25 protein-coding genes and 2 pseudogenes are annotated in these 24084 nt (G+C 66.8%); 22 read left to right on the top strand and 5 right to left on the bottom strand.

From position 1 onward, the window contains the following. Nucleotides 1-4: 4 nt before the first annotated feature. On the bottom strand, nt 5-2263 hold the full coding sequence (locus tag NAM01S_RS11665; RefSeq protein WP_067783677.1) for a coiled-coil domain-containing protein: 2259 nt from the start codon (nt 2261-2263) through the stop codon (nt 5-7). Between the two features lie 266 nt (nt 2264-2529). Between NAM01S_RS11665 and NAM01S_RS34965 the strand changes: the two genes are divergently transcribed. The 8 genes from NAM01S_RS34965 (at nt 2530) to NAM01S_RS11700 (ending at nt 7873) form a co-directional block, all read left to right on the top strand. Beyond that, on the top strand, nt 2530-2760 hold the full coding sequence (locus NAM01S_RS34965; RefSeq protein WP_157107705.1) for a hypothetical protein: 231 nt from the start codon (nt 2530-2532) through the stop codon (nt 2758-2760). A 117-nt stretch (nt 2761-2877) separates the two neighbouring features. Continuing rightward, entirely contained in the window at nt 2878-3615 is a 738-nt protein-coding gene (locus tag NAM01S_RS11670) for an AfsR/SARP family transcriptional regulator (protein ID WP_067783680.1), read from the top strand. A 363-nt stretch (nt 3616-3978) separates the two neighbouring features. Next, entirely contained in the window at nt 3979-4377 is a 399-nt protein-coding gene (locus NAM01S_RS11675; protein ID WP_067783981.1) for a TOBE domain-containing protein, read from the top strand. An 11-nt stretch (nt 4378-4388) separates the two neighbouring features. Next, the gene (gene modA, locus NAM01S_RS11680; protein ID WP_067783683.1) at nt 4389-5168 is read left to right on the top strand and encodes a molybdate ABC transporter substrate-binding protein; all 780 of its coding nucleotides are present in this window, start codon (nt 4389-4391) and stop codon (nt 5166-5168) included. Beyond that, nucleotides 5165-5977 (top strand): molybdate ABC transporter permease subunit, encoded by an 813-nt coding sequence (modB, locus tag NAM01S_RS11685; RefSeq protein ID WP_169810838.1) that lies wholly within the window; start codon nt 5165-5167, stop codon nt 5975-5977. Before modA ends, modB begins: the two co-directional genes overlap by 4 nt. Then, nucleotides 5974-7023 (top strand): ABC transporter ATP-binding protein, encoded by a 1050-nt coding sequence (locus NAM01S_RS11690; protein WP_067783686.1) that lies wholly within the window; start codon nt 5974-5976, stop codon nt 7021-7023. Before modB ends, NAM01S_RS11690 begins: the two co-directional genes overlap by 4 nt. A gap of 133 nt (nt 7024-7156) precedes the next feature. Continuing rightward, on the top strand, nt 7157-7366 hold the full coding sequence (locus NAM01S_RS11695; protein WP_067783689.1) for a TOBE domain-containing protein: 210 nt from the start codon (nt 7157-7159) through the stop codon (nt 7364-7366). 87 nt (nt 7367-7453) lie between these two features. Further along, the gene (locus NAM01S_RS11700) at nt 7454-7873 is read left to right on the top strand and encodes a pyridoxamine 5'-phosphate oxidase family protein (RefSeq protein WP_067783692.1); all 420 of its coding nucleotides are present in this window, start codon (nt 7454-7456) and stop codon (nt 7871-7873) included. A gap of 57 nt (nt 7874-7930) precedes the next feature. Here the strand turns inward: NAM01S_RS11700 and NAM01S_RS11705 are convergent, their stop codons facing one another. Next, a complete protein-coding gene (locus tag NAM01S_RS11705; protein ID WP_067783695.1) occupies nt 7931-8626 on the bottom strand; it encodes a TetR/AcrR family transcriptional regulator in 696 nt (231 codons plus the stop codon). Nucleotides 8627-8966: 340 nt separating this feature from the next. On the opposite strand from NAM01S_RS11705, the gene NAM01S_RS11710 reads away from it, so the two are divergent. The 3 genes and pseudogenes from NAM01S_RS11710 (at nt 8967) to NAM01S_RS37265 (ending at nt 10804) form a co-directional block, all read left to right on the top strand. Next, the gene (locus NAM01S_RS11710; RefSeq protein ID WP_157107706.1) at nt 8967-9533 is read left to right on the top strand and encodes a hypothetical protein; all 567 of its coding nucleotides are present in this window, start codon (nt 8967-8969) and stop codon (nt 9531-9533) included. Nucleotides 9534-10061: 528 nt separating this feature from the next. Next, nucleotides 10062-10274, top strand: a pseudogene (locus tag NAM01S_RS37260) (histidine kinase dimerization/phospho-acceptor domain-containing protein); the annotation flags it as partial. Nucleotides 10275-10531: 257 nt separating this feature from the next. Continuing rightward, nucleotides 10532-10804, top strand: a complete 273-nt coding sequence (locus tag NAM01S_RS37265) for a sensor histidine kinase (protein WP_373862663.1) — start codon at nt 10532-10534, stop codon at nt 10802-10804. Between the two features lie 50 nt (nt 10805-10854). Here the strand turns inward: NAM01S_RS37265 and NAM01S_RS11720 are convergent, their stop codons facing one another. Then, nucleotides 10855-11340: a hypothetical protein gene (locus NAM01S_RS11720; RefSeq protein ID WP_067783704.1), complete on the bottom strand. Its 486-nt coding sequence runs from the start codon at nt 11338-11340 to the stop codon at nt 10855-10857. 89 nt (nt 11341-11429) lie between these two features. Between NAM01S_RS11720 and NAM01S_RS11725 the strand changes: the two are divergent. Then, nucleotides 11430-11919: pseudogene (locus NAM01S_RS11725) on the top strand (TetR/AcrR family transcriptional regulator); the annotation flags it as partial. Between the two features lie 39 nt (nt 11920-11958). Here the strand turns inward: NAM01S_RS11725 and NAM01S_RS11730 are convergent. Further along, a complete protein-coding gene (locus tag NAM01S_RS11730; protein ID WP_067783708.1) occupies nt 11959-12465 on the bottom strand; it encodes an allene oxide cyclase barrel-like domain-containing protein in 507 nt (168 codons plus the stop codon). A gap of 481 nt (nt 12466-12946) precedes the next feature. On the opposite strand from NAM01S_RS11730, the gene NAM01S_RS37545 reads away from it, so the two are divergent. From NAM01S_RS37545 to NAM01S_RS11765, 8 genes are all read left to right on the top strand, one after another. Next, nucleotides 12947-13249, top strand: a complete 303-nt coding sequence (locus NAM01S_RS37545; RefSeq protein ID WP_505248910.1) for a membrane dipeptidase — start codon at nt 12947-12949, stop codon at nt 13247-13249. Between the two features lie 161 nt (nt 13250-13410). Then, nucleotides 13411-14622 (top strand): transcriptional regulator, encoded by a 1212-nt coding sequence (locus NAM01S_RS11735; RefSeq protein WP_067783711.1) that lies wholly within the window; start codon nt 13411-13413, stop codon nt 14620-14622. 88 nt (nt 14623-14710) lie between these two features. Then, a complete protein-coding gene (gene adh, locus NAM01S_RS11740; protein ID WP_067783714.1) occupies nt 14711-16228 on the top strand; it encodes an aldehyde dehydrogenase in 1518 nt (505 codons plus the stop codon). After that, nucleotides 16228-16620, top strand: coding sequence for a DUF779 domain-containing protein (locus NAM01S_RS11745; RefSeq protein ID WP_067783717.1), 393 nt, complete (start codon nt 16228-16230; stop codon nt 16618-16620). Before adh ends, NAM01S_RS11745 begins: the two co-directional genes overlap by 1 nt. 163 nt (nt 16621-16783) lie before the next feature. Beyond that, a complete protein-coding gene (gene eat / locus NAM01S_RS11750; protein ID WP_067783720.1) occupies nt 16784-18211 on the top strand; it encodes an ethanolamine permease in 1428 nt (475 codons plus the stop codon). Nucleotides 18212-18245: 34 nt separating this feature from the next. Continuing rightward, on the top strand, nt 18246-19658 hold the full coding sequence (locus tag NAM01S_RS11755; protein ID WP_067783724.1) for an ethanolamine ammonia-lyase subunit EutB: 1413 nt from the start codon (nt 18246-18248) through the stop codon (nt 19656-19658). Next, nucleotides 19655-20542: an ethanolamine ammonia-lyase subunit EutC gene (gene eutC / locus NAM01S_RS11760; protein WP_084482863.1), complete on the top strand. Its 888-nt coding sequence runs from the start codon at nt 19655-19657 to the stop codon at nt 20540-20542. The genes NAM01S_RS11755 and eutC overlap by 4 nt, the downstream gene beginning before the upstream one ends. A 77-nt stretch (nt 20543-20619) precedes the next feature. Continuing rightward, entirely contained in the window at nt 20620-21333 is a 714-nt protein-coding gene (locus NAM01S_RS11765) for a cutinase family protein (RefSeq protein ID WP_067783727.1), read from the top strand. Nucleotides 21334-21514: 181 nt separating this feature from the next. On the opposite strand, the gene NAM01S_RS11770 is transcribed toward NAM01S_RS11765, so the two are convergent. After that, a complete protein-coding gene (locus tag NAM01S_RS11770; protein ID WP_067783730.1) occupies nt 21515-21913 on the bottom strand; it encodes a DUF4870 domain-containing protein in 399 nt (132 codons plus the stop codon). Between the two features lie 776 nt (nt 21914-22689). Between NAM01S_RS11770 and NAM01S_RS11780 the strand changes: the two genes are divergently transcribed. Then, nucleotides 22690-23046, top strand: a complete 357-nt coding sequence (locus NAM01S_RS11780) for a MerR family transcriptional regulator (RefSeq protein WP_067783736.1) — start codon at nt 22690-22692, stop codon at nt 23044-23046. 334 nt (nt 23047-23380) lie between these two features. After that, nucleotides 23381-23848, top strand: a complete 468-nt coding sequence (locus NAM01S_RS11785; RefSeq protein WP_067783739.1) for a hypothetical protein — start codon at nt 23381-23383, stop codon at nt 23846-23848. Nucleotides 23849-24084: the final 236 nt, after the last annotated feature.

A 24084-nucleotide genomic window follows, 5' to 3' on the forward strand; every position in this document is an offset into this window, starting at 1 on the left:
CAGGTCAATCACGGCTACGCCAACCGGGTATGACGGTGACTTTCCCTGGCGGCAAGCTGCCCTGCAGAGCGTCCTTGGTAACTCCGGAGAAGGTCACGCTGATCGAGAGGCCGTTTGCCGGATCCTGCACCGCGGCCGCGAGTTGGGCGGTCCCCTCAGTGAGGAACTGAGAAAGTGCGGTGGTGACGGAAGCGCCGATGCGGTCGGCAGCTTGTCCCGCGGCGGCCGCGTCCCGCATCAAGCCGCGCCGCATCAGTCTATGCACCAGTATTCCGGAAAGCCGCGGAACGAAGCGTTTTCGAAGGGCCGATAACACGGTGGGCAGATCACGTCGTGCACCGCGAGCCGCGGGCTGAAGACGCGTCAACAGCTGTTGTGCTTGTCGTTCACTGAGGCGCAAGGTGACCGTCAGCTGTCGCCGCAGCAGGCTGAGTTGGACCAGCACGCGGCGTCGCCGCATCCGTTGCCCACGCGAACGAGGCAGCCCCGTCGAACGGATCCTGAAGTACCGGCTTCCGGCGGTCGGTCGCGGTCTACCAAGAGGAGCTACCCGGGCGGGCAGGCTCTTTCCAAGAGCCGGTTCGCGCAGGAGTTGACCTGCGATGTCGGGTGTCAGCGGCTGGAATTCGTCGCTGCTCGGACGTTCGCCTGTCGGCAGTGTTTCGTCTTGGGTGAAGTGCCCGATCTGGGTACCAGGCAGGGCCTCGTAGAGGTCGATCTCCGTCTGCACCGGCCACCGTTCGACGCCGCGGTCGAGCAGGTGATCCTCCAGCGATCCACCATCCCACCAGGGGACTCGTCGCGCCATCTGACGAGTGAGCGGTACCGCGTACACGCGGGTGAACTTCCGGAAGCGATATCGCGGGCGGGTGGCGCGCGGCAACAGCACCCAGACACCGCCTTCACCGGCGGTTTCTCGCTCCGCCAGATCCTCACGGAGCAGCTGGTCAGGTAAATACGCGGCGGCTGCCTCGGCGAAAGCCGTCTGCACCGCGGCGTCGACCTGCAACTCGTCCTCGAGTGCCTCGGGAGGCAACATGTCCAGTGTCCGGAAGACTGTCCCCTCGACGGTGGAGGCAAGGGCCTCACCGGACAGACTCTCCTGACCCTCGGGCCCTTCGAAGCCGAATATTCGGAGCCCGGCATCGACCAGTGGAGGAGATAGCAGCCGCGCGCCTTGGGCCCCCACCAGACCCTTGATGAGCCCGGCAACCCGAGCTGCGAGGAACCGGACCACCTTGTCACGACCGATGATCGAGATGCCGAGCTTGATCAGCGGCCGCACGGCGAGTACGAGGGGGATGAACTGCTGAATCTCGGCTGTGGGTGTCGCGTCGGCAGGCAACTCGGCGAGCTGCTGGGCGAGCCGGGCACGACCAGCGTCGAGTTCACCGATTGCGTCGCGAGCTTCTTCCTCCTCCTCCCCCTCCGAGACCGCTTCCAGCTCCTCCTCGAACGCCTCGGGCGCGAACAGCAGTGCGGCGACCTCGACGTCGAAATCTTCGGCAAGTGTCGTGGCGCCATCGGCCTGCTGCTCTGCCTCACCGAGTCCGAGCCGTGCCGCGAGTGTTTTGGCGAGCGGACGAACCGACATGGGTAACCGCCCAATCGCTGTGCGGAGAACCCGCTTCAGCAAAGGCCGGACAAGTTTCGCGAGCCGCTTCAGCAGGGGTCCGATCGGGATGAGTTTGCCAACGGCTTTGATCGCCTTGCCTGCGAGTTTTCCCGCGGCTCTGACGGCCTTTCGTGCGAACTTTTTGACCTTCCTGATGATCCCGCCGAGGAACTGGTCGAAGCTTTCCTGCTCGAGTGTGGGCGTCTCACCGAGTCGCTCGAGCAGTTGATCCAATTCGGCGGTGCTCAGCGACTCAGGATGCGCAGCCTCGAGCGCCTCGGCGAACGTGTCGATCGCTCGCTCGGATGTCTCCGCCAGCGGCTCGATCCAACTCTCGAGCGCTGCGAAGGACTCGGCCTCGCTGAGCTCTCCGGACCAGGCCCCCTGTTCGGCGAGGTGTTGCAATGCGGCCTCGTCGATCAGCTGCTCCAATGCGTCGGCGAAGTCCTCGTCTTCGAGCGATTCGAGGAACTCGGCGATCTCCTCGCTCTCCGAGTCAGGGGCTTCGGCGAGCAGCGATGCGAAGGGTGATTCCAGATCGGGGGTTTGCCGGGCGACGCCCTCCGTGGCCTCTTGCTCGGTTGGGACGCCTGCGAAAGGCGTGGACAACGCCTCCTGATTCGGTTGTCCATCGGTCGTGATGGTCATGGCGATCTCCCGCCGGGTTGTAGGTCATTCGAAGCCGATGGCGTTGAGGGACCCACATTGAGCTGCGCTTCGATGTGCGCGCCCGCACGGGAACACCCTCAGCTCCGCCCTTGGGACAACACTGGCCTACCGACGTCTCGCGCCCGTCCTCGTTCGCGTCGAAGTGCTGTCTGCTGCTACGTCACTCAGAAGTAATAGCCCAGCCCTGATTCTGGTTGTGACGCCTGCGTGACGGACAGGTGATTCGTACCGACCAAAGTCCTCACATGGGCAATGCGGACGAACTTGGGGTTTCCCCTGATCTGTCAGGCATCATGCTGATCCGCGTTTGGTGTCATTGCGAGAACGGCGACGTCAGGGTGATCGCACGTTTCCTCGGATGGAGTTCAGTTGAAACCAGGGTTGCAGACTGTGAGTACGCTATGGGTGTTGATGACATACTAGAAGTCATTCGGCAATGGGTGATCCGACTGGCCGAAGCCAAACTAGCTCAGTGACTTCGCCTCTCGTATCGGTGGGACCGTCTTGTCAAAATGTCGAATCGGGTGTCAAATCAAGTAGGGGTGCCTGCCGCCAAAGCATGCGGAACGACGCTGATATCGACTGAGGTTCTGATGACCTCATACGAAACCTATGCGCGTGCGCAACCACCGGATACGCCACCGGCGCGGCTCGGCCTGCTCGGTGGGCTCGAGTTGCGTTGTGGCAGCGTAGCCATCCCGCTCGCCGTTGCCGCGCAAAGGCTTCTGGCGTTCCTTGCACTGCACAATCGTCAGCTACGCCGATCAACCGTGGCCTACACGCTGTGGATGAACAGTGTCGAAAGCCGGGCAGCCGCAAACTTGCGTACGGTGCTGTGGCGGCTTCGGAAACTGGAGCCGTCTCTCGTCGTTTCGGATGGGCCCTATCTCAGAATCGGGGACAACGTACAGATCGACGTAGTCGAACTCACCGGTGCAACTCGACAGCTCATCGCCGATCCGCAGGCGCTGGAGGCTCCGAAAGTGACCGCGGAGACGCTGTCCCAAGAACTGTTGCCTGGATGGGATGACGACTGGGTCCTGCTCGAGCGTGAGCGGCTACGGCAATTGCGGCTGCATGGCCTCGAGGCACTCTGTAAACGGTTGACGGCGCTGGGACTCTATGAGCCGGCGATCGAGGCAGGCCTTATCGCCGTCGCCCTCGAGCCGCTCCGCGAAACGACGCAATGTGCCCTGATCGAAGCTCATCTCGATGAGGGCAACGTATCCGAGGCTGTGCGCCAATACGATGTGTACCGGGATCTATTGGACGAGAGCCTGGGCATTGCGCCAGGCCGCCAGCTGAGATCGGTTATAGCGCCATACCGTTGAGATCGAGTCGGCACCGGGAATCGCACATTGGCCGAGCGCACTTCGCGACCCCGATGGTGGGGCCGGATCGTCGACTGACCCGGTTCGGCGGGCGGCGAGACCCGGATACTCCCGGTCCGTCAGCTGCCCGGCGGTGTGTGCAGACGTCGGGCGCGTACACACCCCGCACCTGGCGAACCTGGTCGACTGTCAGGCGCTGCCGTTGGTCGGCCCCCAGGTGGGGCGCGGCGGCTTGGTCGAGTTGATTCCGTTGCCATGGTGAGACGGACGGCGGGTCCGCAACTACCTGACAACGAGAAATCGAGCAGCGGCGCGGATCGAGATGACTATTCTATCCGCAGATGCGGAGATAGGATGTCGGTTGTGTCGAATCTACGGATCAGTGAAGTGGCCGCGCTCGCGGGTGTCAGCGATGACACCGTGCGCCGCTGGATCGATCAGGGCCGGCTTCAGGCGATTCAACTGGACAACGGCCGCAAGGGCGTCAGCGGTCGCGAACTGGCCCAGTTCCTGCAGACCAGCGCCGAGGCGCCCGCGCCTGGCGTGACCGTCGCCGCGTCGGCCCGCAACCGCATGCGCGGAATCGTGACCCGGGTGGTGAAGGACACCGTGATGGCGCAGGTGGAGATGCAGGCCGGACCGTTTCGGCTGGTGTCGCTGCTGAGCAGGGAGTCGGTGGACGAACTCGGGTTGGAAGTCGGCAGCGTCGCTGTCGCATCGGTGAAGTCCACGCATGTCGTGGTGGAGATACCGGAAAGTTGATGAGGATGAGGATGATTCGCAGATCGGCTGTCGGGGCGGTGGCCGTGCTGGCCGCGATGAGCGTCGCAGCATGCGGTTCCGACGACAAGTCCGAACCCGCTGGAAGCCAGCAGATTTCGGGAACGGTGACGGTGTTCGCCGCGGCGTCGTTGACCGAGACGTTCACCGAACTCGGTAAGCGGTTCGAGGCCGCGCACCCCGGCGTCGAGGTTGTCTACAGTTTCGGCGCGAGTTCCGCACTGGCCGAACAGATCAACCAGGGCGCTCCGGCCGACGTCTTCGCCTCGGCGGCGCCCAAGAACATGCAGCAGGTCCGCGACAAGGGCGAGGTCACCGTCGAACCGGTCACCTTCGTGCGCAACCGGCTCGAGATCGCGGTCCCGAAGGGCAACCCGGGAAAGATCACCGGATTGGCCGATTTCGGCAAGACCGAGCCCAAGCTCGCGCTGTGCGCCGAGCAGGTGCCGTGCGGCGCCGCGGCCAAGACGGTGTTCGAGGCCGCGGGGATCACCCCGCAACCCGATACTCGCGAGCAGGACGTGAAGGCGGTACTGACGAAGGTCACCCTCGGTGAGGTCGACGCGGCCCTGGTGTATCGCACCGACGTCAAGGCGGCCGGAGACAAGGTCGAGGGCATCGACTTCCCTGAGTCGACCAAGGCGGTCAACGACTACCCCGTCGCCCCGCTTGCGCACGCGCCGAACGCGGCGGCCGCGGCGGCGTTCGTCGACTTCGTGACCTCCGACCAGGCCGAGCAGGTCTTCGATTCGGCGGGATTCGACACCCCGTGATCGCGCCCTCGCGGCGGCGGTCGGCGCGCGGGCGACGACCGCTCGCGCTGGTGCTGCCCGCCGTCTGCGGGCTGGCGTTCCTGGTCGTCCCGCTGATCGGGCTGCTGGTCCGTGCGCCGTGGGCTACCATGCCGAACCGACTCTTCAGCGCCGAAGTCGGTCAGGCACTGCGGCTTTCGTTGGTGTGCGCGTCCGCGGCCACGGTGATCTGCCTCGTGTTCGGCATTCCGCTCGCGTGGCTGCTCGCGCGCGCGGAACTGCCGGGGCGCGGTCTGATCCGCGCGCTGGTCACCGTGCCGCTGGTGTTGCCGCCCGTGGTCGGCGGCGTCGCGCTGCTGCTGGTGTTGGGTCGGCGCGGGCTGATCGGCCGCTACCTCTACGAATGGTCCGGCGTCTCCTTGCCGTTCACCACCGCGGGCGTGATCGTCGCCGAAGCGTTCGTTGCCATGCCCTTCCTGGTGATCTCGGTCGAGGGTGCGTTACGCGCGGCCGACACACGATACGAGGAAGCGGCCGCCACCCTCGGCGCCACCGGCTGGTACACGTTCCGCCGCGTCACCCTGCCCTCGGTGCTGCCGGGGGTGGTCGCGGGCGCGGTGTTGTGCTGGGCGCGCGCACTTGGCGAGTTCGGCGCGACGATCACCTTCGCGGGGAACTTTCCCGGCCGCACGACGACGATGCCGCTGGCGGTCTACCTCGCGCTCGAGTCCGATCCGGATGCCGCGATCGTGCTCAGCCTGGTGCTGCTGCTCGTGTCGGTGGCCGTACTCGTCGCATTGCGGGAACGCTGGATTCGGGGTGCAGTATGACGTTGACAGCGGAATTGCGGTTCAGCAGAGGATCTTTCGACCTCGAGTTGCCATTACGAGTCGAACCGGGTGAGGTCGTCGCGCTGCTGGGACCCAACGGGGCGGGCAAGACGACCGCGCTGCGAGCACTTGCGGGATTGATCGCGCTCACCGGCGGGCACATCCGGCTCGACGACCACACCTGGGACGCACCGCCGTCGGTGTTCGTGCCCGCCGAACGCCGCGAGGTCGGCGTGGTCTTCCAGGACTATCTGCTGTTCGCGCACCTCTCGGCGCTGGACAACATCGCCTTCGGACTCAGAGCCCGAGGCATGCGCCGCACGCCCGCTCGGGAACGTGCCGAAAAATGGCTTGCCCGTGTCGGTTTGACCGACATCGGACAGCGTCGGCCGCGCGCGCTCTCGGGTGGTCAGGCTCAGCGGGTGGCGCTGGCCAGGGCGCTGGTGACCGAACCGCAGCTGCTGCTGCTCGACGAACCGTTGGCCGCCCTGGACGCCAGCACCAGGCTGCACGTGCGTTCGGATCTGGCTCACCATCTGCGCGACTACCCGGGCCACACCGTCCTCGTCACCCACGACCCGCTCGACGCCATGGTGCTCGCCGATCGGCTGGTCATCCTCGAAGACGGTGCGATCGTGCAGCAGGGCGCACCCGCGGAAGTCGCGGCCCGGCCGCGCTCGGACTACGTCGCCCACTTGATGGGGCTGAACCTCTACCGCGGCACCGCCCGCGGCACTCGCGTCGAGCTCGACGGCGGCGGAACCCTCACCATCGTGGAACCCACCGACGGGCCGGTCTACGTCGCGTTCGCGCCCCACGCGGTCGGACTGCATCCGGACCAGCCGGTGGGCAGCCCACGCAACAGCTGGCCGGTCACGATCACCGGAATCGAACAACACGCGCACACCACACGAGTCCGGCTCGACGGCACACCACCGGTCCTCGCCGACATCACACCGGCCACGGTCGCCCAGCTACGCCTGCATCCCGGCCAGCGACTCTGGGCAGCGGTCAAGGCCACCGAAACACGGTCGTACCCGGCGTGAGCCGCACAGCCCGCGCCCGGATGTCGGTGCGGACGTGTGCTCCCACGGTGGCGTCGGTACGGGTGACGCTGAACTCGCCGAACCGCCTCGACGCTACCGGCTGGTCCCATAGCGCGGGCGTATCGTCGGCGCCATGCGACTGAGCACCCGAAACCAACTCGACGGAACAGTGGTCTCGGTAACCCGAGGCGAAGCGATGGCGGTGGTCCGTGTGCGCCTCACCGGCGGTGACGAGATCACCTCCTCGATCACTCGCGACGCCGCGGAAGACCTCGGCCTGACCGAAGGGACCAACGTCAAGGTCCTCATCAAGTCGACCGAGGTCACCCTCGGCGTCGGATAACCGCACATTCGGGAATGGTCCCGCGACAAGACCTCATTCACGGCGAAACCAGCTTGATAGGCCCTCGGATTCGCCTACGCTTGGGGAATGAGCGCGCAGGACCTCCCGCCAGAACTGGTCGACGTCATCGGCGGATACGACCTCGCCTTTCTCGTCAGCATCGGCGACCTGGGGCCGCACACCACACCCCACCACCCCGTCCTGGACACCAACCGATTCCGCATACCCGCGCCCGGACCGGTCACCTGCCGCAATATCACCGCCAACCCGGCGGTGACCCTGCTCTGGCCACCGGCCACGCCGACCGGCCACGTACTGATCATCGACGGTCACGCCGCGCTGGACGACGACTTCACGCTCGAGGTCGTCCCGACCCAGGCCGTCCTGCACCACACGGGCACCGCCGCCGCCATGTCGCGGCGCTGCGGCGACTGCCGCCGCTTCAACCTGGCTCCCCCGTACATGCTCGGACGAACCAATCGACTTCCGCACGGGACCGGCCGCTGACCCGAGCGATCGATCGGCGGACCGGTCTCGATAATCGTCCCTCGCCTACCGAGCGCGTCAGGCCTCCGGTAGTTCGTTCGGCGTCCCTTCCGCCGCGCTGATGATCTCGATTACCGCGGCGACAAGCGGGCCGTCGGGATCGCTGAGACGCGGCAACGACGTCCGGTCGACCAACAGAGAGCCGAGCGTGAGATCGACCATTTCGGCACCGACCTGCTCGGCAGAGCTGCGCCCTTCCGGTTCGAACCACGTCCACGCCCATTGCGCGGCGCCGAAGATGAGCAGGCTCCGGATACTGATCTCGACTGGCCGGAATTCGCCCGCGGCGATACCCGCGTCGAGCAGGCCGTGCAGGATTCCGATGTAGTGCCTGCGCAGCTTGCGTCCCTCGGAATTCTCATCCTGCTGCGCGAACCGCGCGACCTCGCGCTGGAATGCGACAGTGCGATTTCGATCGTGCACCTGGTACAGCATGGACGCGTGCAACAGTGCGGCAAGCCGTTCGGTCGGTGTAGAAAACGCCGCCATGATGCGCTCTGCCTCATCGATCCGCTGCCGCATATAGGAGATGTGCAGGGCGTCCAGCAAGCGCGCTTTCGTGCCGTAATGGTGCACGATCAAGCCCTGCGAGATGCCCAACTCACTGGCGACGCCGCTGAAGCTGGTCCCGTCGTAGCCTTTCTCGGCAACCTGGCGCGTGAAGATATCGAGAATCGCACCCGACTTGCCCGGCTCCGCCGCACGCTTGCCCACCGATACCACCCCTCCTCGTCCGGATTTTCCCGCACACTCCAGCGCCCTGGTGACGCCCGACCCGGCGTTGACTGAGTGCGCAGTCAGCATTAGCATTATGCGCCGAGTCACAGCGGCGCACTCGCCGCATCAATAATCGATCTACCTTCGAGCAACCAACCATGCGTGTACCCCACCCAGGCGGCGACTGCACCGTCGTCACCAGCCGTAGCCCATGGTCACCCCGCGCCCTGAACCGTCGCCGCCGGGTGGTCACCATCAACCGCCCCTCGGTCTCTGTGTCCGAGCAGGCAACCCAGGGAAAGTCCGCCTGTCCGAAGCGTCGGTTCGTGATGGACAAGTGAGTCCCGTGGACGCGGGCATGGTCGAGGCGGCGGAAGATCCGGCCACAGACGCGGGATCTCTGCTGTCGCCGGAGCAGCTCTTGGCAGCGATCGGCGGTCGTCTCGCCGAACCGTTGCCGCTGGTCGCGTGGGCAAGGGAACTGGGCGATCTGCACGCCGCCCTCATTTCGACGGCTCTGAATCCTCGGCGGCGCGCACCCGACGTCAGCGAGTCGGCCCTGCACGCGGATATCGCGCAGGTCATCGACAAGATCAACTCTTGGGCGGCGTTCTATGTCCGCCACAGCCGGTGCGCGCGCCGCCACACCCACACCTTCGGTGAGGTGATCAGCCATGTCGCGAAGACCTACGCCGAGGCGTGGTGGACGGTGCTGCACACCGACTGCGAGGAGCTTCGGCACTCGGCGTGGGTCCACCTCGGCGAGGTCCGTGACGGCTACGCGCAACTCATCGGCGACATTCGGGCGGGTCGCGTCCAACTGCCACTGGGATGGCGAGGCATCCGACATACCCGACAAAACGACGGCGCCTTACCTGACGGGGCGGACCAAGGTAAGCAGTAGACGGCCGCATCCCCGCGTGGCGCGCTCGGGGCGGTGGTCGCCGCCCCGAGCTTTGAGCGTCGCCGCGTTCGGCCGGGACCAGTAAGTCTTCGGCTGGAGTTTCATCTACGAACTGTGCTGGCTTCGCGGCCTGTGCGGTGGGACGCCGTGGTGGGCGATAGCTGTCGCCGCGGATGTCGGCTCGTGGATTTCGGTGCACTCCCCGGCAGCGCATTCTTACATCGCTTTGCCGTTCCTCTCTCGAATGTCTGACGTCGGCCGCCGAGGATTGCTGGTGTGCCTCGCCGGCAGGCACGCTGGCGAAAGGTGTGCGAGGGATGCGTAGAAGGGTGCTGGCAGCCGTCGCGGCGGCATTGGTGGCGGGCGGTGCGCTCACCGCGTGCGGCGCGCAGACGTCTCGGAGTGCACCGGCGTGGTGCCCCACCGTCGAGGGGCACGACATCGAGTGCGGGACGGTGGACCGCGAATTGGTCACTGGCAAGCCAGAACTGGGTGATGTGGAGGTCGCCGACCCGCAGCTTCAACACCATGCTCGCGGCCCTGCGCTTCTCGCGCGCGCAGCAGCAGCGCTTGGCCGAGGACGCCGGGCACGAGTTGCGTACCCCGCTCACCTCGGTGCGCGGCAGCACGGAACTGCTCCAGCGCGCACGGGGCCGACTGGCACCCGACGACGAGGCGCAGGTGCCGGCCACCCTGGTTCAGGAGGCGAAGGCGCTGGACGAACTGGTCGGCGAACTAGTCGATCTGGCCACCGACCAGTACGCCACCGAGGACCCCGAAGTCCTCATCCCGGCGGAGTTGGCCGACGAGTGCGCGCACCGATTCCGCCGCCGCACCGGACGTTCCATCACCGTCGCCGTCGAGAACCCGGAACCGGTCATGGCCCGCCCGCGCGCACTGGCCCGCTGCGTCGACAATCTCATCGACAACGCCCTGAAGTTCGGTTCAGTCCGCCGGACACCCCCGTCGAGATCACCGTGCGCGCAACGGATCTCACCGTGCGCGACCACGGACCCGGTATCGCGGCGACCGATCGCGACGCCGTCTTCGGCCGCTTCTATCGCGCCGACCGCACCCGATCCACCCCCGGTTCCGGCCTCGGCCTGGCCATCGTCCACGACATCGTCACCGCCCACGGCGGCGCGGTCCATGTCGACAACCATCCCGAAGGCGGTGCGGCAGTGGGCTTTCGACTGCCCGTCATCGGCGAACAGCGCGCCGGATCGCTACCTGGACACCAGCGCGGGCTTGCGAAGCGTAGTGGCCCCTGAGCCCGCCGAGTGTGCCGTGTCCAGCGATCACTGGACACCGGCACCCGCGCTCAGCTCAGGGTGAACGTCGCCGTACCCGAGATCTGCTCCATCTCCCTGTCTTTCGAGTCCAGCGCGACGATCCGCGCCTCCACCCGGCCCAGGCCCGGCGCCGTGCCGAAACCGACGATCACGCCGTCCACCGTATGTTGGACGACACCGTTCACCACGGGGTGCTGCTGCCCGTCCGCGTACCCGGTATCCAGGTTCTTGAAGCGCACGGCGACCTTCCAGTCCGCACAGCTCTCCCCGGTCTGGGTGACCTTCACGCGCACGCCGAACGTGCCGGGCTTCTCCTGCCGCACGGCGGCCGCGTCGATGATCGCGGAGCAGTCGGTCGGAATCAGTCGCGTCAGGGTCGGCGTGAACGGAAAGTCAGGGTTGTGCGGAATGGCGGTGGACGGGGCTGCGAGCCCGACAACCCCGGCGGCGGCTACCGCAGCGACGACACCGGCGCGAGCCGAAAACTGTTGCAGCTGCTTGCGATTGAGAGTCATGCCCGGTTTGTCGGGTCACCGAAAGTTGTTGTTACAACAGTGGTTGCGTTAGTCAAATCACTGTAACGTTTGATTGATCCCATTGCGCGGCGCACGCCAGGCGTGCGGGCGTGTCCACCGCCGCGCCGTACCGTCATTTCGCCGATCGCGATGCGCAGCTGTCCGCCGTCGCCGCGGTGGGCTACCGCGACCTGGCAGCCCGCCTGGCCGCGGCGCATCCCGCGCCCAAGGATCTCGCCCCGATCGCCATCGCCTACTTCCAGTTCGCACTCACCCGCCCCGACACCTGTTCCGGGTGATATTCGCCGAGCCCTGCGATCCGACAAGTCCCGAACGCGTGGCAGCGACCACCGCGATCCACGAATACGTCAAAACGATTGTGCGGCAGGCGTTTCCCACGGCCGACCCGGATGCGATGGCCAACGCCGTCTGGGCACTGGTGCACGGCCTCGCTTCCTGCACCTCGACGGCAAGTTCGACGTCATCTCCGCCGACGCCGTCGCCGACCGCATCCGAGCCGCGGTCTACGCGCTCCTCGGCGCGTCGAGCCAGGGACCTACGCGGCCATCCCCCGCCTGAAGGCCATACCCGGCCGAGCCCGCGCGTCCCCCCGGCCGGTCACTCCTGCGTGAACAGAACGACCTCGGCGCGCATCCGCTCCTGCGGTGTCCCGATTTCCCAGAACCGAGCGGTGCCGGTCGCGCCACCGTATTCGCCCGTACCACCGGTAATCGCCATATCGAGCGGGCTCGCGCCCTGGACCCACACCGCCTGCATGGTCAGCGATCCCCGTTCGAACTGCGCGGTGAGCACACATTGCATGGTGATCGCGTCACCCTCGATATGGACGTTCTGGCATGCCCCACCCCCGTTCCCGATCTCGCGACCGTCTTGCTGGATACTGCCCGAGTAGACGGTCATGTCACCGAGACTCGCACCGGGCTTGTCGAGGTCGGTGACCGCGAGTTGCTCTGTCAGGGCGGCCGCCTCGATGATCTCGACCCGCTGCTTCAGCCCGGCCGTTTCGCCGCTGTCCGCGCCGCAGGCGCTGAGCCCACCCCCGACGAGCAGGGCTCCGATGGCAGCGGTGACCATCTTCCTGGCCGAAGATTTCGGGTGCGACATGTCTTCTCCTCACTTGCGGGGACTTCCGATATGCCTCGAGCGGTGACGTGAGGTCCCGGTTTGCGTTGCGGTTCGGCAGCCACCAGGCCATCGGGTCTCGACTGCCTCACGAGAACGACGACACAGCGCGGCGAAATGTCAGACATCCCCACGATCACCCACGACACGTGCGGACGGTAGAGCCCGAACGAGTCGGACACGCCTTATCCGATTCGTCTCGAAGACGACTGGATCAGCACGCTCCGACCAATCGACCGGCGGCCGCGCGGACGCCAACGGCCCGAGATGACCTCGGGCCGTTGATCTTCGGGCTGTCGCATCTGGCCTCTGGCAGGGCTGCCGACAGCATCGTCGATTGCGAAATCCAGCTGGGGACTTCGAGTGCGCCGCTACTTGATCGAGTTGGCCAAAGCAGGGAAATGCGCGCCACCGTAAACAAGCGGCGCTGACCGCTCGCGGAGTGATCGTCGGCGCAGTGGCTATGCCCCGACGAAGAGGGCGCACTCGGCATCATCTTCTCCACGGCCTACGTCGGCGGCGATCTCGACGCGGTTGTCGATCACCTGCTCCACGTCATCGACGTCGGGGGCGCCGACGCGGTCGCGCTCGGCTCGGACTGGGACGGATTCATCCGCCCCGTCCGCGGAGCGGATTGGAAAGCCTCGCCCAGCTGCCGCAGCTCACCGAGGCCCTGTTGCGGCGCGGCCTGGACCCCGACACCATCCACCGCCTTCTGGGTGGCAACGTTTTGCGCGTCCTCGACACCCTGCCTCCGCCCATCTGAACGCCGCCGCATCCACCGCCGTGTGGCCCCTGGTGCTACAACGCGCTACGGGCGGTCGTGGGCTGCGAGGAGCGTGCGAACTGCTGCTCAGCATGTGGCAGTCAGGCATATGATCGTGCAAACTTCGTCGTGCAATCGAACAGAAAGACGCGAAACCGCAGATGGCACCGCAGCTGACGCTCTCGGCACACCGCGCCGCGCTGGAGCGGGAGTGGGCGCAGTGGGTCCCTGCGGGCAGGGCGGCGCCGGAGCGGAGTTCGGCGGTACGGACCGAGGTCGCGCAGTCGTGGTTGCGGTCGCTGCGGACGGTGGATCCGGGGCGTGTCTGCGCGCCGGAGAGCGAGACCGACATCGGGCCGCGGTGGGCGGAGTCGCCGTTGCGCGGGCCGGTGACCGAGCTCGAGGACCAGCTGCACAGCATCGCCGACGACGCGGGCTACATCGCCGCGGTCACCGACGCCTCCGGCACCATCCTGTGGACCTACGGCGGTCCGGTCATGCGCAGGCGCGCCGAACAGGTGAACTTCGCGCCCGGCGGCCGCTGGGACGAGGCGCACATGGGCACCAACGCGCTGTCGCTGGCGCTGCGCACCGATCAGCCGCACACCGTGTTCTCGGCCGAGCATCTGGTCGCCGCCCTGCACGGCTGGGTCTGCTACTGCGCGCCGATCCGCGCCGCCGACGGCACCCTGCTCGGTGTGCTCGACCTGTCCACCACCTGGAAACGCTCGCACCCACTGGCCATGGCCACGGTGCGCACGATGACCACCGCCATCGAGTCCAAACTGCACGCGGTCATGCCCGCACCGGCCGGGATGCGGCTGACCTGTCTCGGCCGCGGCAAACTGATCCGCGACGGGCTGCCGATCCGGCTGCGGCCGCGTCAGCTGGAGATCCTCACCCTGCTCGCCCTCGACGACGACGGCTACAGCCACGAACGCCTGCACTACGCCGTCTACGGCGATCGCGCGGTCGGCGCGAGCACCCTCAAATCGGAGATGTCGTACCTGCGCCGCGCCACCGGCGGGGAGATCACCAGCCGCGTCTACCGCTTCACCACCGCCCTGTCCTGCGACGCCGTCGACGTCCTTCGCGCGCTGGAGGCGGGCGATCTCGACACCGCCGTCCGGCTGTATCACGGTCCGCTGCTGCCGGATTCGGACACGCCGGGCATCAACGAATGGCGCGACCATCTCGAGGTCGCCATGCGCAGCGCCGTGCTGGCCAGCCCCGACGCCGAGCACGCCATGACCTACGGCGAAGCCGCCCCCGACGACATCGCCGTGCACGAGCACGCCCTGGCGCTGCTGCCCACCCGCGACGCGCGACGCGCGGTAGCCGCAGCCCGCCTGCACAGCGCTCTTCGCGCCTGATCGGTCCGGGCTTCAACGTTTCATCAACCCTCGCGACGGATAGTGATGGCCGTCACGCTTCACTGGAATCAGCGAGGAGCTTCCGCACATGATCTACGCCAAACCGGGCACCGAAGGCAGCATCGTCAGCTACGCCAAGCGGTACGACAACTTCATCGACGGCAAGTGGGTCCCGCCCGTCGAGGGCAGGTACTTCGAGAACACCTCGCCGGTGGACGGACAGCCGTTCTGCGAGATCTCCCGCTCCACCGCCGCCGATGTGGAGTTGGCTCTCGACGCCGCCCACCGCGCCGCCGACGCCTGGGGTGCGACCTCCCCCACCGAGCGCGCCAACATCCTGAACAAGATCGCCGACCGGATCGATGCCAACCTCGAGGCCCTCGCCGTCGCCGAGACCTGGGACAACGGCAAGCCGGTCCGCGAGACCCTTGCCGCCGACCTGCCTTTGGCGGTGGACCACTTCCGCTACTTCGCCGGCGTGCTGCGGGCGCAGGAAGGCGGGATCAGCGAGGTCGACGCCGACACCATCGCCTACCACTTCCACGAGCCGCTGGGGGTCGTCGCGCAGATCATCCCGTGGAACTTCCCCATCCTGATGGCCACCTGGAAGCTGGCTCCCGCGCTCGCGGCCGGCAATGCCGTGGTGCTCAAGCCCGCCGAGCAGACACCCGCCTCGATCATGAAGGTCGTCGAGCTGATCGCGGATCTGCTGCCGCCCGGAGTCCTGAACGTGGTCAATGGTTTCGGTGTGGAGGCGGGCAAGCCGCTGGCGTCGAGCCCGCGGGTGGCCAAGGTCGCGTTCACCGGTGAGACCACCACTGGCAGGCTGATCATGCAGTACGCGAGCGAGAACATCATTCCGGTGACGCTGGAGTTGGGTGGCAAGAGTCCCAACATCTTCCTGCCCGATGTCATGGCCGCCGACGACGAATTCCTGGACAAGGCCGTCGAGGGCTTCGTGATGTTCGCGCTCAACCAGGGCGAGGTGTGCACCTGCCCGTCGCGGGCGCTGATCCACTCCTCCATCTACGACGAGTTCATGGCCCGCTGCGTCGAGCGCACCAAGGCCATCGTCAGCGGCAACCCGCTCGACGAGGCCACCATGATCGGCGCGCAAGCCAGCAACGACCAGTTCGAGAAGATCCTGTCCTACATCGACATCGGCAAGAAGGAAGGTGCCGAGGTACTCACCGGCGGCGCGGCCCGCACGGTCGACGGGCTGACCGGCGGCTTCTACATCGAGCCGACGATCTTCAAGGGCAGCAACGACATGCGGGTGTTCCAGGAGGAGATCTTCGGCCCGGTCGTCGCGGTGACCACCTTCGACTCCACCGACGAGGCGCTGAAGATCGCCAACGACACCCTCTACGGGCTCGGCGCGGGCGTGTGGACGCGGGACATGAACACCGCCTACCGCCTCGGCCGCGGCATCAAGGCGGGCCGGGTGTGGACCAACTGCTACCACGCCTACCCGGCACATGCGGCCTTCGGCGGCTACAAGAAGTCCGGCATCGGCAGGGAGAACCACAAGATGATGCTCGAGCACTACCAGCAGACGAAGAACCTGCTGGTCAGCTACTCGCCGCGCAAGCTCGGCTTCTTCTGATGGGGCAGCGCGTCGACCTCACCGAGCAGGCGGCGACGCTGCTGCGGGACCTGGCCGGGCGGCACGGCCCGGTCATGTTCCACCAGTCCGGCGGCTGTTGCGACGGCAGCTCGCCGATGTGCTATCCGCGCGGCGAGTTCCGCGTGGGCGCCTCGGATGTGCTGCTGGGATATCTGCCGGGCGACACCCCGTTCTGGATGAGTGCCGACCAGTTCGAATACTGGAAGCACACGCATCTCACCGTCGACGTGGTGCCCGGCCGGGGCAGCGGCTTCTCGCTCGAGGCCCCCGATGGCGTGCGGTTCCTGATCCGTTCCCGCCTGCTCACCGACGCGGAGGTGGCCGCGCTGGAGTCCCAGCCGCCGCCTACCGGTGACACCGTTCAACTGTGATGTGAAACACGCGCTATCACATCGTTCTCGCAGGTCAGCGGCGCTGGATACGCGCCGCTGATCTGGAGGATCCACGGCGGTAACAGTCGTCAACCATTCTGCAACCCTCGACGACCACCGTTGCCGTCGCTGCGTGCTTGTTTGTTGATGAGGAGCTTTACCTGTGAGTACCGACGCGATTCCGGCCGCGGGCACGGACATCCCCGCCGACGACTATCTCGCCAAACGCACCCTGCGCTCCGGCTCGGCCGGCTGGGTGCTGCTGGCGGGTCTCGGCGTGAGCTATGTGATCTCCGGTGACTACTCGGGCTGGAACTTCGGCCTGGCCGAGGGCGGTTTCGGCGGTCTATTGATCGCCGCGATCGTCATCGCCGCCATGTATCTGGCCATGGTGCTCGGCATGGCCGAGCTGTCCTCGGCGCTGCCCGCCGCGGGTGGCGGCTACACCTTCGCCAGGCGCGCGCTCGGGCCGTGGGGTGGATTCGCCACTGGCACAGCTGTTCTCATCGAGTACGCGATCGCACCGGCCGCCATCGCCACCTTCATCGGCGCCTATGTGGAGTCGCTGAACCTGTTCGGGATCACCGACGGCTGGTGGGTGTATTTGGCGGTGTACGTGCTGTTCATCGGTATCCACCTCGGCGGGGCCGGTGAGGCGCTCAAGGCGATGTTCGTGATCACCGCGATCGCGCTGGTCGGTCTGGTGATCTTCGCGGTGGCGGCGCTTGGCGAGTTCGACGTCGCGAATCTGACGAATATGACCCCTGATCCGGAGGCCACCGGCGCGTCGTCGTTCCTGCCGTTCGGGTACATGGGGGTCTGGGCCGCGATCCCGTTCGCCATCTGGTTCTTCCTGGCCGTGGAGGGTGTGCCGCTGGCGGCCGAGGAGGCCACCGAGCCCGAGAAGAACGTGCCCAAGGGCATCATCGTCGCGATGCTGCTGCTGGTGGTCACCGGCGCGGTGGTGCTGTTCCTGGTGACCGGGGCGCTCGGCGCCCAAGGCGCATCGACCTCGGGCAACCCGCTGGTGGAGGCGCTCGGTGACAGCTCGGCGGCCAAGGTGGTCAACTACATCGGCCTGGCCGGACTGGTGGCCAGCTTCTTCTCCATCGTCTACGCCTACTCCCGCCAGACCTTCGCGCTGTCGCGGGCCGGCTACCTGCCGACCAGCCTGTCGGTGACCAACTCGCGCAAGGCGCCGATGCTGGCGCTGATCGTGCCCGGCGTCATCGGCTTCGCCCTCTCGCTCACCGGCGAGGGCGCGATGCTGCTGAACATGGCTGTGTTCGGCGCGGCGCTGAGCTACGTGCTGATGATGGTCAGCCACATCGTGCTGCGAATCCGCGAGCCGCATATGCCCCGCCCCTACCGGACCCCGGGCGGCATCGTCACCACCTCGTTCGCGCTGGTCATCGCGGCGGCTTCGGTGGCGGCCACCTTCCTGGTCGACCCGAAGGCGGCACTGTTCACCCTCGGCGTCTTCTGCGCCTTCCTGGCCTACTTCGGCCTCTACAGCCGCAAGCACCTGGTCGCCAAGTCTCCGGACGAGGAATTCGCGGCGCTGGCCAAGGCCGAGGAAGAGCTGGAATGACGCACCACCGATCCGTGAGAGGAGGCGGCACCCGATGACCGTGTACCGCAGTTCCGTCGGCGCAAGGACCTACATGTTCGACGGCCTTGTCGATCTGCTGGCCAAGGCCACACCCGAACGCAGCGGCGATCAGCTGGCCGGCTGCGCCGCCGCGACCGACGCTGAACGGGCGGCCGCGCAGTGGGCCCTTGCCGACGTGCCGCTGACCACTTTCCTGAACGAGGTGGTCGTTCCGTACGAGACCGACGAGGTCACCCGGCTGATCATCGACAGCCACGACCGGACCGCGTTCGCCCCGATCGCGCATCTCACCGTCGGCGGACTGCGGGACTGGTTGCTCGCGGTCGCCGCCACCGACACCGCGGCGGTGACGCTGGCCGCGGTGTCACCCGGGCTGACGCCGGAGATGGTGGCGGCGGTCAGCAAGATCATGCGCAATCAGGATCTGATCGCGGTCGCCAAGGCCACCGTGGTGACCGCGGGTTTCCGCACCACCATCGGCCTGCCCGGCCGGTTGAGCACCCGGCTGCAACCCAACCACCCCACCGACGATCCGCGCGGCATCGCGGCCGCCACCCTCGATGGACTGCTCCTCGGCTGCGGTGACGCGGTGATCGGCATCAATCCGGCCACCGACTCACCCCAGGCCACCGCCGATCTGCTGCACCTGCTCGACGAGGTCCGGCTGCGCTTCGACATCCCGACCCAGTCGTGCGTGCTCTCCCACGTCACCACCACCATCGGCCTGATCGAGGCGGGCGCGCCGGTGGACCTGGTGTTCCAGTCGATCGCAGGCACCGAGGGCGCGAATGCCGGCTTCGGCGTGAACCTCTCGCTGCTGCGTGAGGGGAACGAGGCGGGGCGCTCGCTCGGGCGCGGTACTGTCGGCGACAACGTGATGTACCTCGAGACCGGCCAGGGCTCGGCGCTGAGCGCGAATGCCCATGTGGGCGTTGGTGATCGGCCGGTCGATCAGCAGACCCTGGAGACGCGCGCCTACGCCGTCGCCCGGGATCTGCAACCGCTGCTTGTCAATACGGTTGTCGGGTTCATCGGGCCCGAATACCTCTACGACGGCAAGCAGATCATCCGCGCCGGGCTCGAAGACCACTTCTGCGGCAAGCTGCTCGGCCTGCCCATGGGCGTCGACGTCTGCTACACCAACCACGCCGAGGCCGACCAGGACGACATGGACACCCTGCTCACCCTGCTCGGCGCGGCGGGCTGCGCCTTTGTCATCGCGGTGCCCGGCGCCGACGACGTGATGCTCGGATATCAGAGTCTGGCTTTCCACGACGCCCTCTATGCCCGTCAGGTGCTGAACCTGCGTCCCGCACCGGAATTCGAGGCGTGGCTGTCCGGGCTGGGCATGCTGGACGCCAACGGCCGGATCCGCCAGGTGGAACCGTTGTCGTCACCGCTGCGAGCCTTGGCGGCGAACCGATGAAACCCGCTGCGACGAAACCAGTTCTGCACATCGTGCGATCGAACACCGAACCGAGCGGGCACGCAGTTGGCGAACCGACAGCGGATGGGCGCGCTACCGCGAACGCCGACTCGGCGGTGGCCCAGGAGTTCTGGCGCGAGCTGCGGCGCAACACCCAGGCCAGGATCGGGCTGGGGCGCTCGGGCGACGCCCTGCCGACCACCGAGGTGCTCGCCCTGCGCGCGGCCCACGCCGCCGCAAGGGACGCGGTGCACGTCCCGCTGGCAGTCGAAGTCTTCACCGAACAGATCGCGAGCATAGGACTGGGCCACCCGGTCGCGGTGACCAGCCGCGCCGCCGATCGCTCGGAATATCTGCGCAGGCCCGATCTGGGCAGGCTGCCCGCCGACCTGTCCGGTATCGAGAACAGCGGCGCCGATATCGGTTTCGTGCTCGCCGATGGGCTGTCCCCGCGCGCGCTCACCGATCACGGCGCCGGCCTGCTGACCGCGCTGGCCTGCGAACTCGGCGACCGCTACAGCCTCGCCCCGCCGGTGATCGCCACCCAGGCGCGCGTCGCCCTCGGCGACCACATCGCAGCGGCCATGGGCGTGCGGACGGTGCTGGTGATCATCGGCGAACGCCCCGGCCTCTCGGTGGCCGACAGCCTGGGCATCTACCTCACCCACCTCCCCCGCCCCGGCCGCGCCGACGCCGAACGCAACTGCGTCTCCAATATCCACCCGCCCGACGGCCTCACCTACGCCGACGCCGCCCGGGTGGTGTCGGGTCTGGTCGCGGGTGCCCGCAGGCTCGGTCGATCCGGCGTCGACCTCAAAGACACGTCCCGTGTCGACAGCCTCGGCGCGGACATCTCGACCATCGCCCCGGCGCTGGAGAACTGAGGACTACCGCGCTGTATGTGCAGGACCGCGCCGAGTTGCGCCGCATGACCGGGCCTGGGCGCAATACATTGGGGCGCATGCGTGAACGTTCTCGAATCCTGCTGTGCGCTACCACGACCGTCGCCGCGGCGCTGGCGCTGCCGGTCCTCCCGATCGCGTCCGCTGAGCCCTCCCCCGGGCCTAAGGGCTGCGCGGAGGTCCGTGTCGTCACCGTGCGTGGCACGCTCGAACCGCAGATCGGCAGTCTGCTGCTGACCCCGCTGGCCGGGCGGATCGCCCAGGAATCCGGCCGCAGCACCACAGTGACCGAGCTCGAGTATCCCGCTTCGATGGCCCCGGACAGCCCCGTGCGCGGCGTCGAGAACCTGACGGCACTGGTGAACGAGACCGCAGCCGAATGCCCGAATCAGCAGCTCGTCCTCCTCGGATACTCACAGGGCACCCGCGTCATCGGCAACACCCTTCGCACGCGAACCGCGTTGACAGACCAGGCCGCCGCGCAGATCGACGCAATCGCCCTGTTCGGCAGTCCGCTGTTCAACGGCGCCGACCCCTTCAACCGCGGCAACTACGATCCCGCCCTGTCGGGTGTCGCCGCGCTGCCCGTCGGCGCCCTCGGAGATTTCACCGACCGCGTGCGCTCCTACTGCGCTGCCGCCGACCGCGTCTGCCAGGGCGGCGATCCGGCCGCCGGGTTCGGAAATGCGTTGAGTCCTGGGCATTTCGCATACTTCGTCAACGACTACCGGGACCAGGCGGCGGCATTCGTCCGCGAGCAGCTCGGCACATAGTCGCCCCCTCCTGCGGCCCGGGCTGGTACGCGTCCGACCGCGGGGTATCTCGTCCGCGCGGACGCCAACGGCCCGAGATGACCTCGGGCCGTTGATCTTCGGGCTGTCGCATCTGGTCTCCGGCAGGGCTGCCGACAGCATCCTCGATTGCGAAATCCAGCTGGGGACTTCGAATACGCCGCTACTTGATCGAGTTGGCCAACTGATCGGCATAACGGGCAGTGAATTTTCCGACAATGGGAAGCCCCGCGCGGACACCGCCGGTGTTGTTCGTCTGCACCATGGCCATGATCCAGACGACGACCGCGAAGACCGCGACTGCGAGGCCGGCGAGGCTGAAGATGATCCCCAGGATCCCGAGGAGCGAGCCGACAATGCTCAGAACAATATTGACCACCGAGACCGCCCCGAAGAAGACGATCGATTGCGAGGCATGGAATTTCACATCGGGATCGTTCTTTCCCACAAAGAGGAAGATGATTCCGGTGAGCCATCCCAGCGCGTACGACAGGATCGCGCTGGTCTTTTTGTCCAAGCCGGCGGATTGCGGTTGGTTCGCGGGAGGTTGAGAAGATGTCATGGGGGAAGTAGACGCCGCGCACGCCACCTACCGATCCCAACTTTCAGCACGAACCCCAGGTCGCGGGCCAGAGCTGGGCTCCCGACGAGCCGTCCGCGACCAGGCTGATAAGTAAGGCCCGACGCGGGCATGGCCGCGACACTGCCGCAGACCGCTGCGGCAGGCCACCGCGCTGGCCGCCCGCTCACCATCACCGCCGCACCCCGCACGCCACTGCCGTCACACACCGGGCTGGCCACCAGCGTCTACTGCGCGGTGGTCCTCGTGCTGCTCGAGTTCGTCGGAGCCCGATCACCGGTCGACGAATTCAGGCAGGGTGAGCACGTCGACGTACCCCCAGTCGGAATGCTCCCGAACTGCACTGCCGCCTCGAATTGGCCACCTGCACCGGATAGCGAAAATCTGCACCAGCGGATGTAGACATTCTGCAAGGTTCGGTCTAGGGTAACTGACGTTGGTGATGAACAGAGTCGAGAGGCCGGGCAGGTGAACTGCCCGGAAGCAAGAGACGGCCTCCCCTCCGGTGAGAGACAATCCGCTGCGCTCGTAGCGGACCGCCGGAGGGGAGGCGGAAATATCGCACGATCCGACCGGCGCCGCAGGAGGTGGTCACTGAACAGTTTTTCCGCAGTTTCCGCGCTCGGGGTGTCTCGAGTGCGGTGTTCGACATCGGCCCCTAGCGGCCGAGCGATGGAACTGATTTGAAGTCCCTCCTCAATCCTGGGCCCCGGCGCGCAACGCGCCGGGGCCCACGTCTGCGTTGACCCAGAGGTATTGTGCAGCAATCGAACTCGAATCCCACCGACGCCTCCACTGCGGCCGAGAGGCTCGATGACGACGACTACCCCGCCTACAGCATGGGCCGGGCCGCGGCGATCCTCGGTGTCACGCCCGCGTTCTTGCGCGGCCTCGACGCTGCCGAACTACTGACACCCCAGCGTTCGGCGGGCGGGCACCGCCGCTACTCGCGCTACCAGCTCCGTTTGGCCGCTCGCGTGCGCGAGCTCATCGATGCAGGCAACCCCCTCGAGGCCGCCTGCCGCATCGTCATCCTCGAAGACCAACTCGCCGAAGCCCAGCGCCTCAACACCGACCTGCAGCGCACCATCGACCAACGCGCCGACCCCGACTGAGACCCGCTCGTCGCTGCGTTCGTCGTAGCCGGCGCCGCAGACCGCATCGGCCCGCTCTCCAGCAACGCGCGATCGGATACTTGGTGCGTCAGGCCCGTCACCCTCGGGGCGTCGTCGGCGCTGTTGCCGAACACCTTCGAGCGACCCGGCCGAAAGTCCTGATGTCTCTTCACCCGCATCGTTTCAATGCTTCTCGCGTCGGAGGGTTACGTCCACGCGGCATAATTGGGGATCGACCTATGCATGCTCGAAGGACACGACCTCACGATCGCAGAGGTCGGGCACAGCGACTCCGACGACATCAGCTTTACCGTCTGAAGCGAAGGAGCAAACAATGTCCACCATCCATTTCAAGGAAAAGACGAGGTCGACACCGGAGCAGTTCGTGGCGGCGCTGACCGATTTCGGGCCGGGTCGCTCGCAGCTGTTCGGCAACAGCACCGACGAATATCTCGAGGTGCACGACCAGGGGCGAAGTCAGGCCGACGTCACCGAGGGCTCGCACGGCATCTGGGAGCGCCTGCACTACGACTGGTCAGACCCCGATCGTGTCGTTTTGACGACCACCGACTCGAACGTTTGGGGCGGCCACTCGGGCCACACGTATACCTTCACTCGCCAGCCGGACGGGACGACCGATGTGGACGTTGTCATCGTGCGCGAGGGCAAGAACCTCAAGGGACGGGTCCTGGGAGTCGTCGTCGGGACCGTCGGCAGGCCCCTCTTGCGACAGGCCCTTGGCAAGACGGTCAAGGCAATCGAAGCCCGCGACAACGGCATGGGGAGGACGGAACGTTCGTGACGAGCCTTCCCGTGCCGATGACTCTATCGACCCGACTGCGGCCCCTTCCTTCGACAGTGGTAGACGGCCAACCGCGTATCGACCGATTCATCTTCCGCGATACCTGACCGGATACGCCGACCACGCCCGCCGCGGCCACATCGACGTCATGCAATGCACCCGCACCACACCCAGCGGAGCCCACTGAACCGACCTGCCCCGGCTCATGGATCGACGGTCTCGTTCAGCCCACCGAC

It is taken from the genome of Nocardia amikacinitolerans NBRC 108937 (assembly GCF_001612615.1).
GTDB classification, from domain to species: domain Bacteria; phylum Actinomycetota; class Actinomycetes; order Mycobacteriales; family Mycobacteriaceae; genus Nocardia; species Nocardia amikacinitolerans.

Bases quoted from the DNA above. Each gene is read 5' to 3' on its own strand.
- NAM01S_RS11665 (WP_067783677.1), bottom strand. From the start codon at position 2,263: ATGACCATCACGACCGATGGACAACCGAATCAGGAGGCGTTGTCCACG.
- NAM01S_RS34965 (WP_157107705.1), top strand. From the start codon at position 2,530: ATGGGCAATGCGGACGAACTTGGGGTTTCCCCTGATCTGTCAGGCATC.
- NAM01S_RS11670 (WP_067783680.1), top strand. From the start codon at position 2,878: ATGACCTCATACGAAACCTATGCGCGTGCGCAACCACCGGATACGCCA.
- modA (WP_067783683.1), top strand. From the start codon at position 4,389: ATGATTCGCAGATCGGCTGTCGGGGCGGTGGCCGTGCTGGCCGCGATG.
- NAM01S_RS11690 (WP_067783686.1), top strand. From the start codon at position 5,974: ATGACGTTGACAGCGGAATTGCGGTTCAGCAGAGGATCTTTCGACCTC.
- NAM01S_RS11695 (WP_067783689.1), top strand. From the start codon at position 7,157: ATGCGACTGAGCACCCGAAACCAACTCGACGGAACAGTGGTCTCGGTA.
- NAM01S_RS11700 (WP_067783692.1), top strand. From the start codon at position 7,454: ATGAGCGCGCAGGACCTCCCGCCAGAACTGGTCGACGTCATCGGCGGA.
- NAM01S_RS11720 (WP_067783704.1), bottom strand. From the start codon at position 11,340: ATGACTCTCAATCGCAAGCAGCTGCAACAGTTTTCGGCTCGCGCCGGT.
- NAM01S_RS11730 (WP_067783708.1), bottom strand. From the start codon at position 12,465: ATGTCGCACCCGAAATCTTCGGCCAGGAAGATGGTCACCGCTGCCATC.
- NAM01S_RS37545 (WP_505248910.1), top strand. From the start codon at position 12,947: ATGCCCCGACGAAGAGGGCGCACTCGGCATCATCTTCTCCACGGCCTA.
- NAM01S_RS11735 (WP_067783711.1), top strand. From the start codon at position 13,411: ATGGCACCGCAGCTGACGCTCTCGGCACACCGCGCCGCGCTGGAGCGG.
- adh (WP_067783714.1), top strand. From the start codon at position 14,711: ATGATCTACGCCAAACCGGGCACCGAAGGCAGCATCGTCAGCTACGCC.
- NAM01S_RS11745 (WP_067783717.1), top strand. From the start codon at position 16,228: ATGGGGCAGCGCGTCGACCTCACCGAGCAGGCGGCGACGCTGCTGCGG.
- NAM01S_RS11755 (WP_067783724.1), top strand. From the start codon at position 18,246: ATGACCGTGTACCGCAGTTCCGTCGGCGCAAGGACCTACATGTTCGAC.
- eutC (WP_084482863.1), top strand. From the start codon at position 19,655: ATGAAACCCGCTGCGACGAAACCAGTTCTGCACATCGTGCGATCGAAC.
- NAM01S_RS11765 (WP_067783727.1), top strand. From the start codon at position 20,620: ATGCGTGAACGTTCTCGAATCCTGCTGTGCGCTACCACGACCGTCGCC.
- NAM01S_RS11770 (WP_067783730.1), bottom strand. From the start codon at position 21,913: ATGACATCTTCTCAACCTCCCGCGAACCAACCGCAATCCGCCGGCTTG.
- NAM01S_RS11785 (WP_067783739.1), top strand. From the start codon at position 23,381: ATGTCCACCATCCATTTCAAGGAAAAGACGAGGTCGACACCGGAGCAG.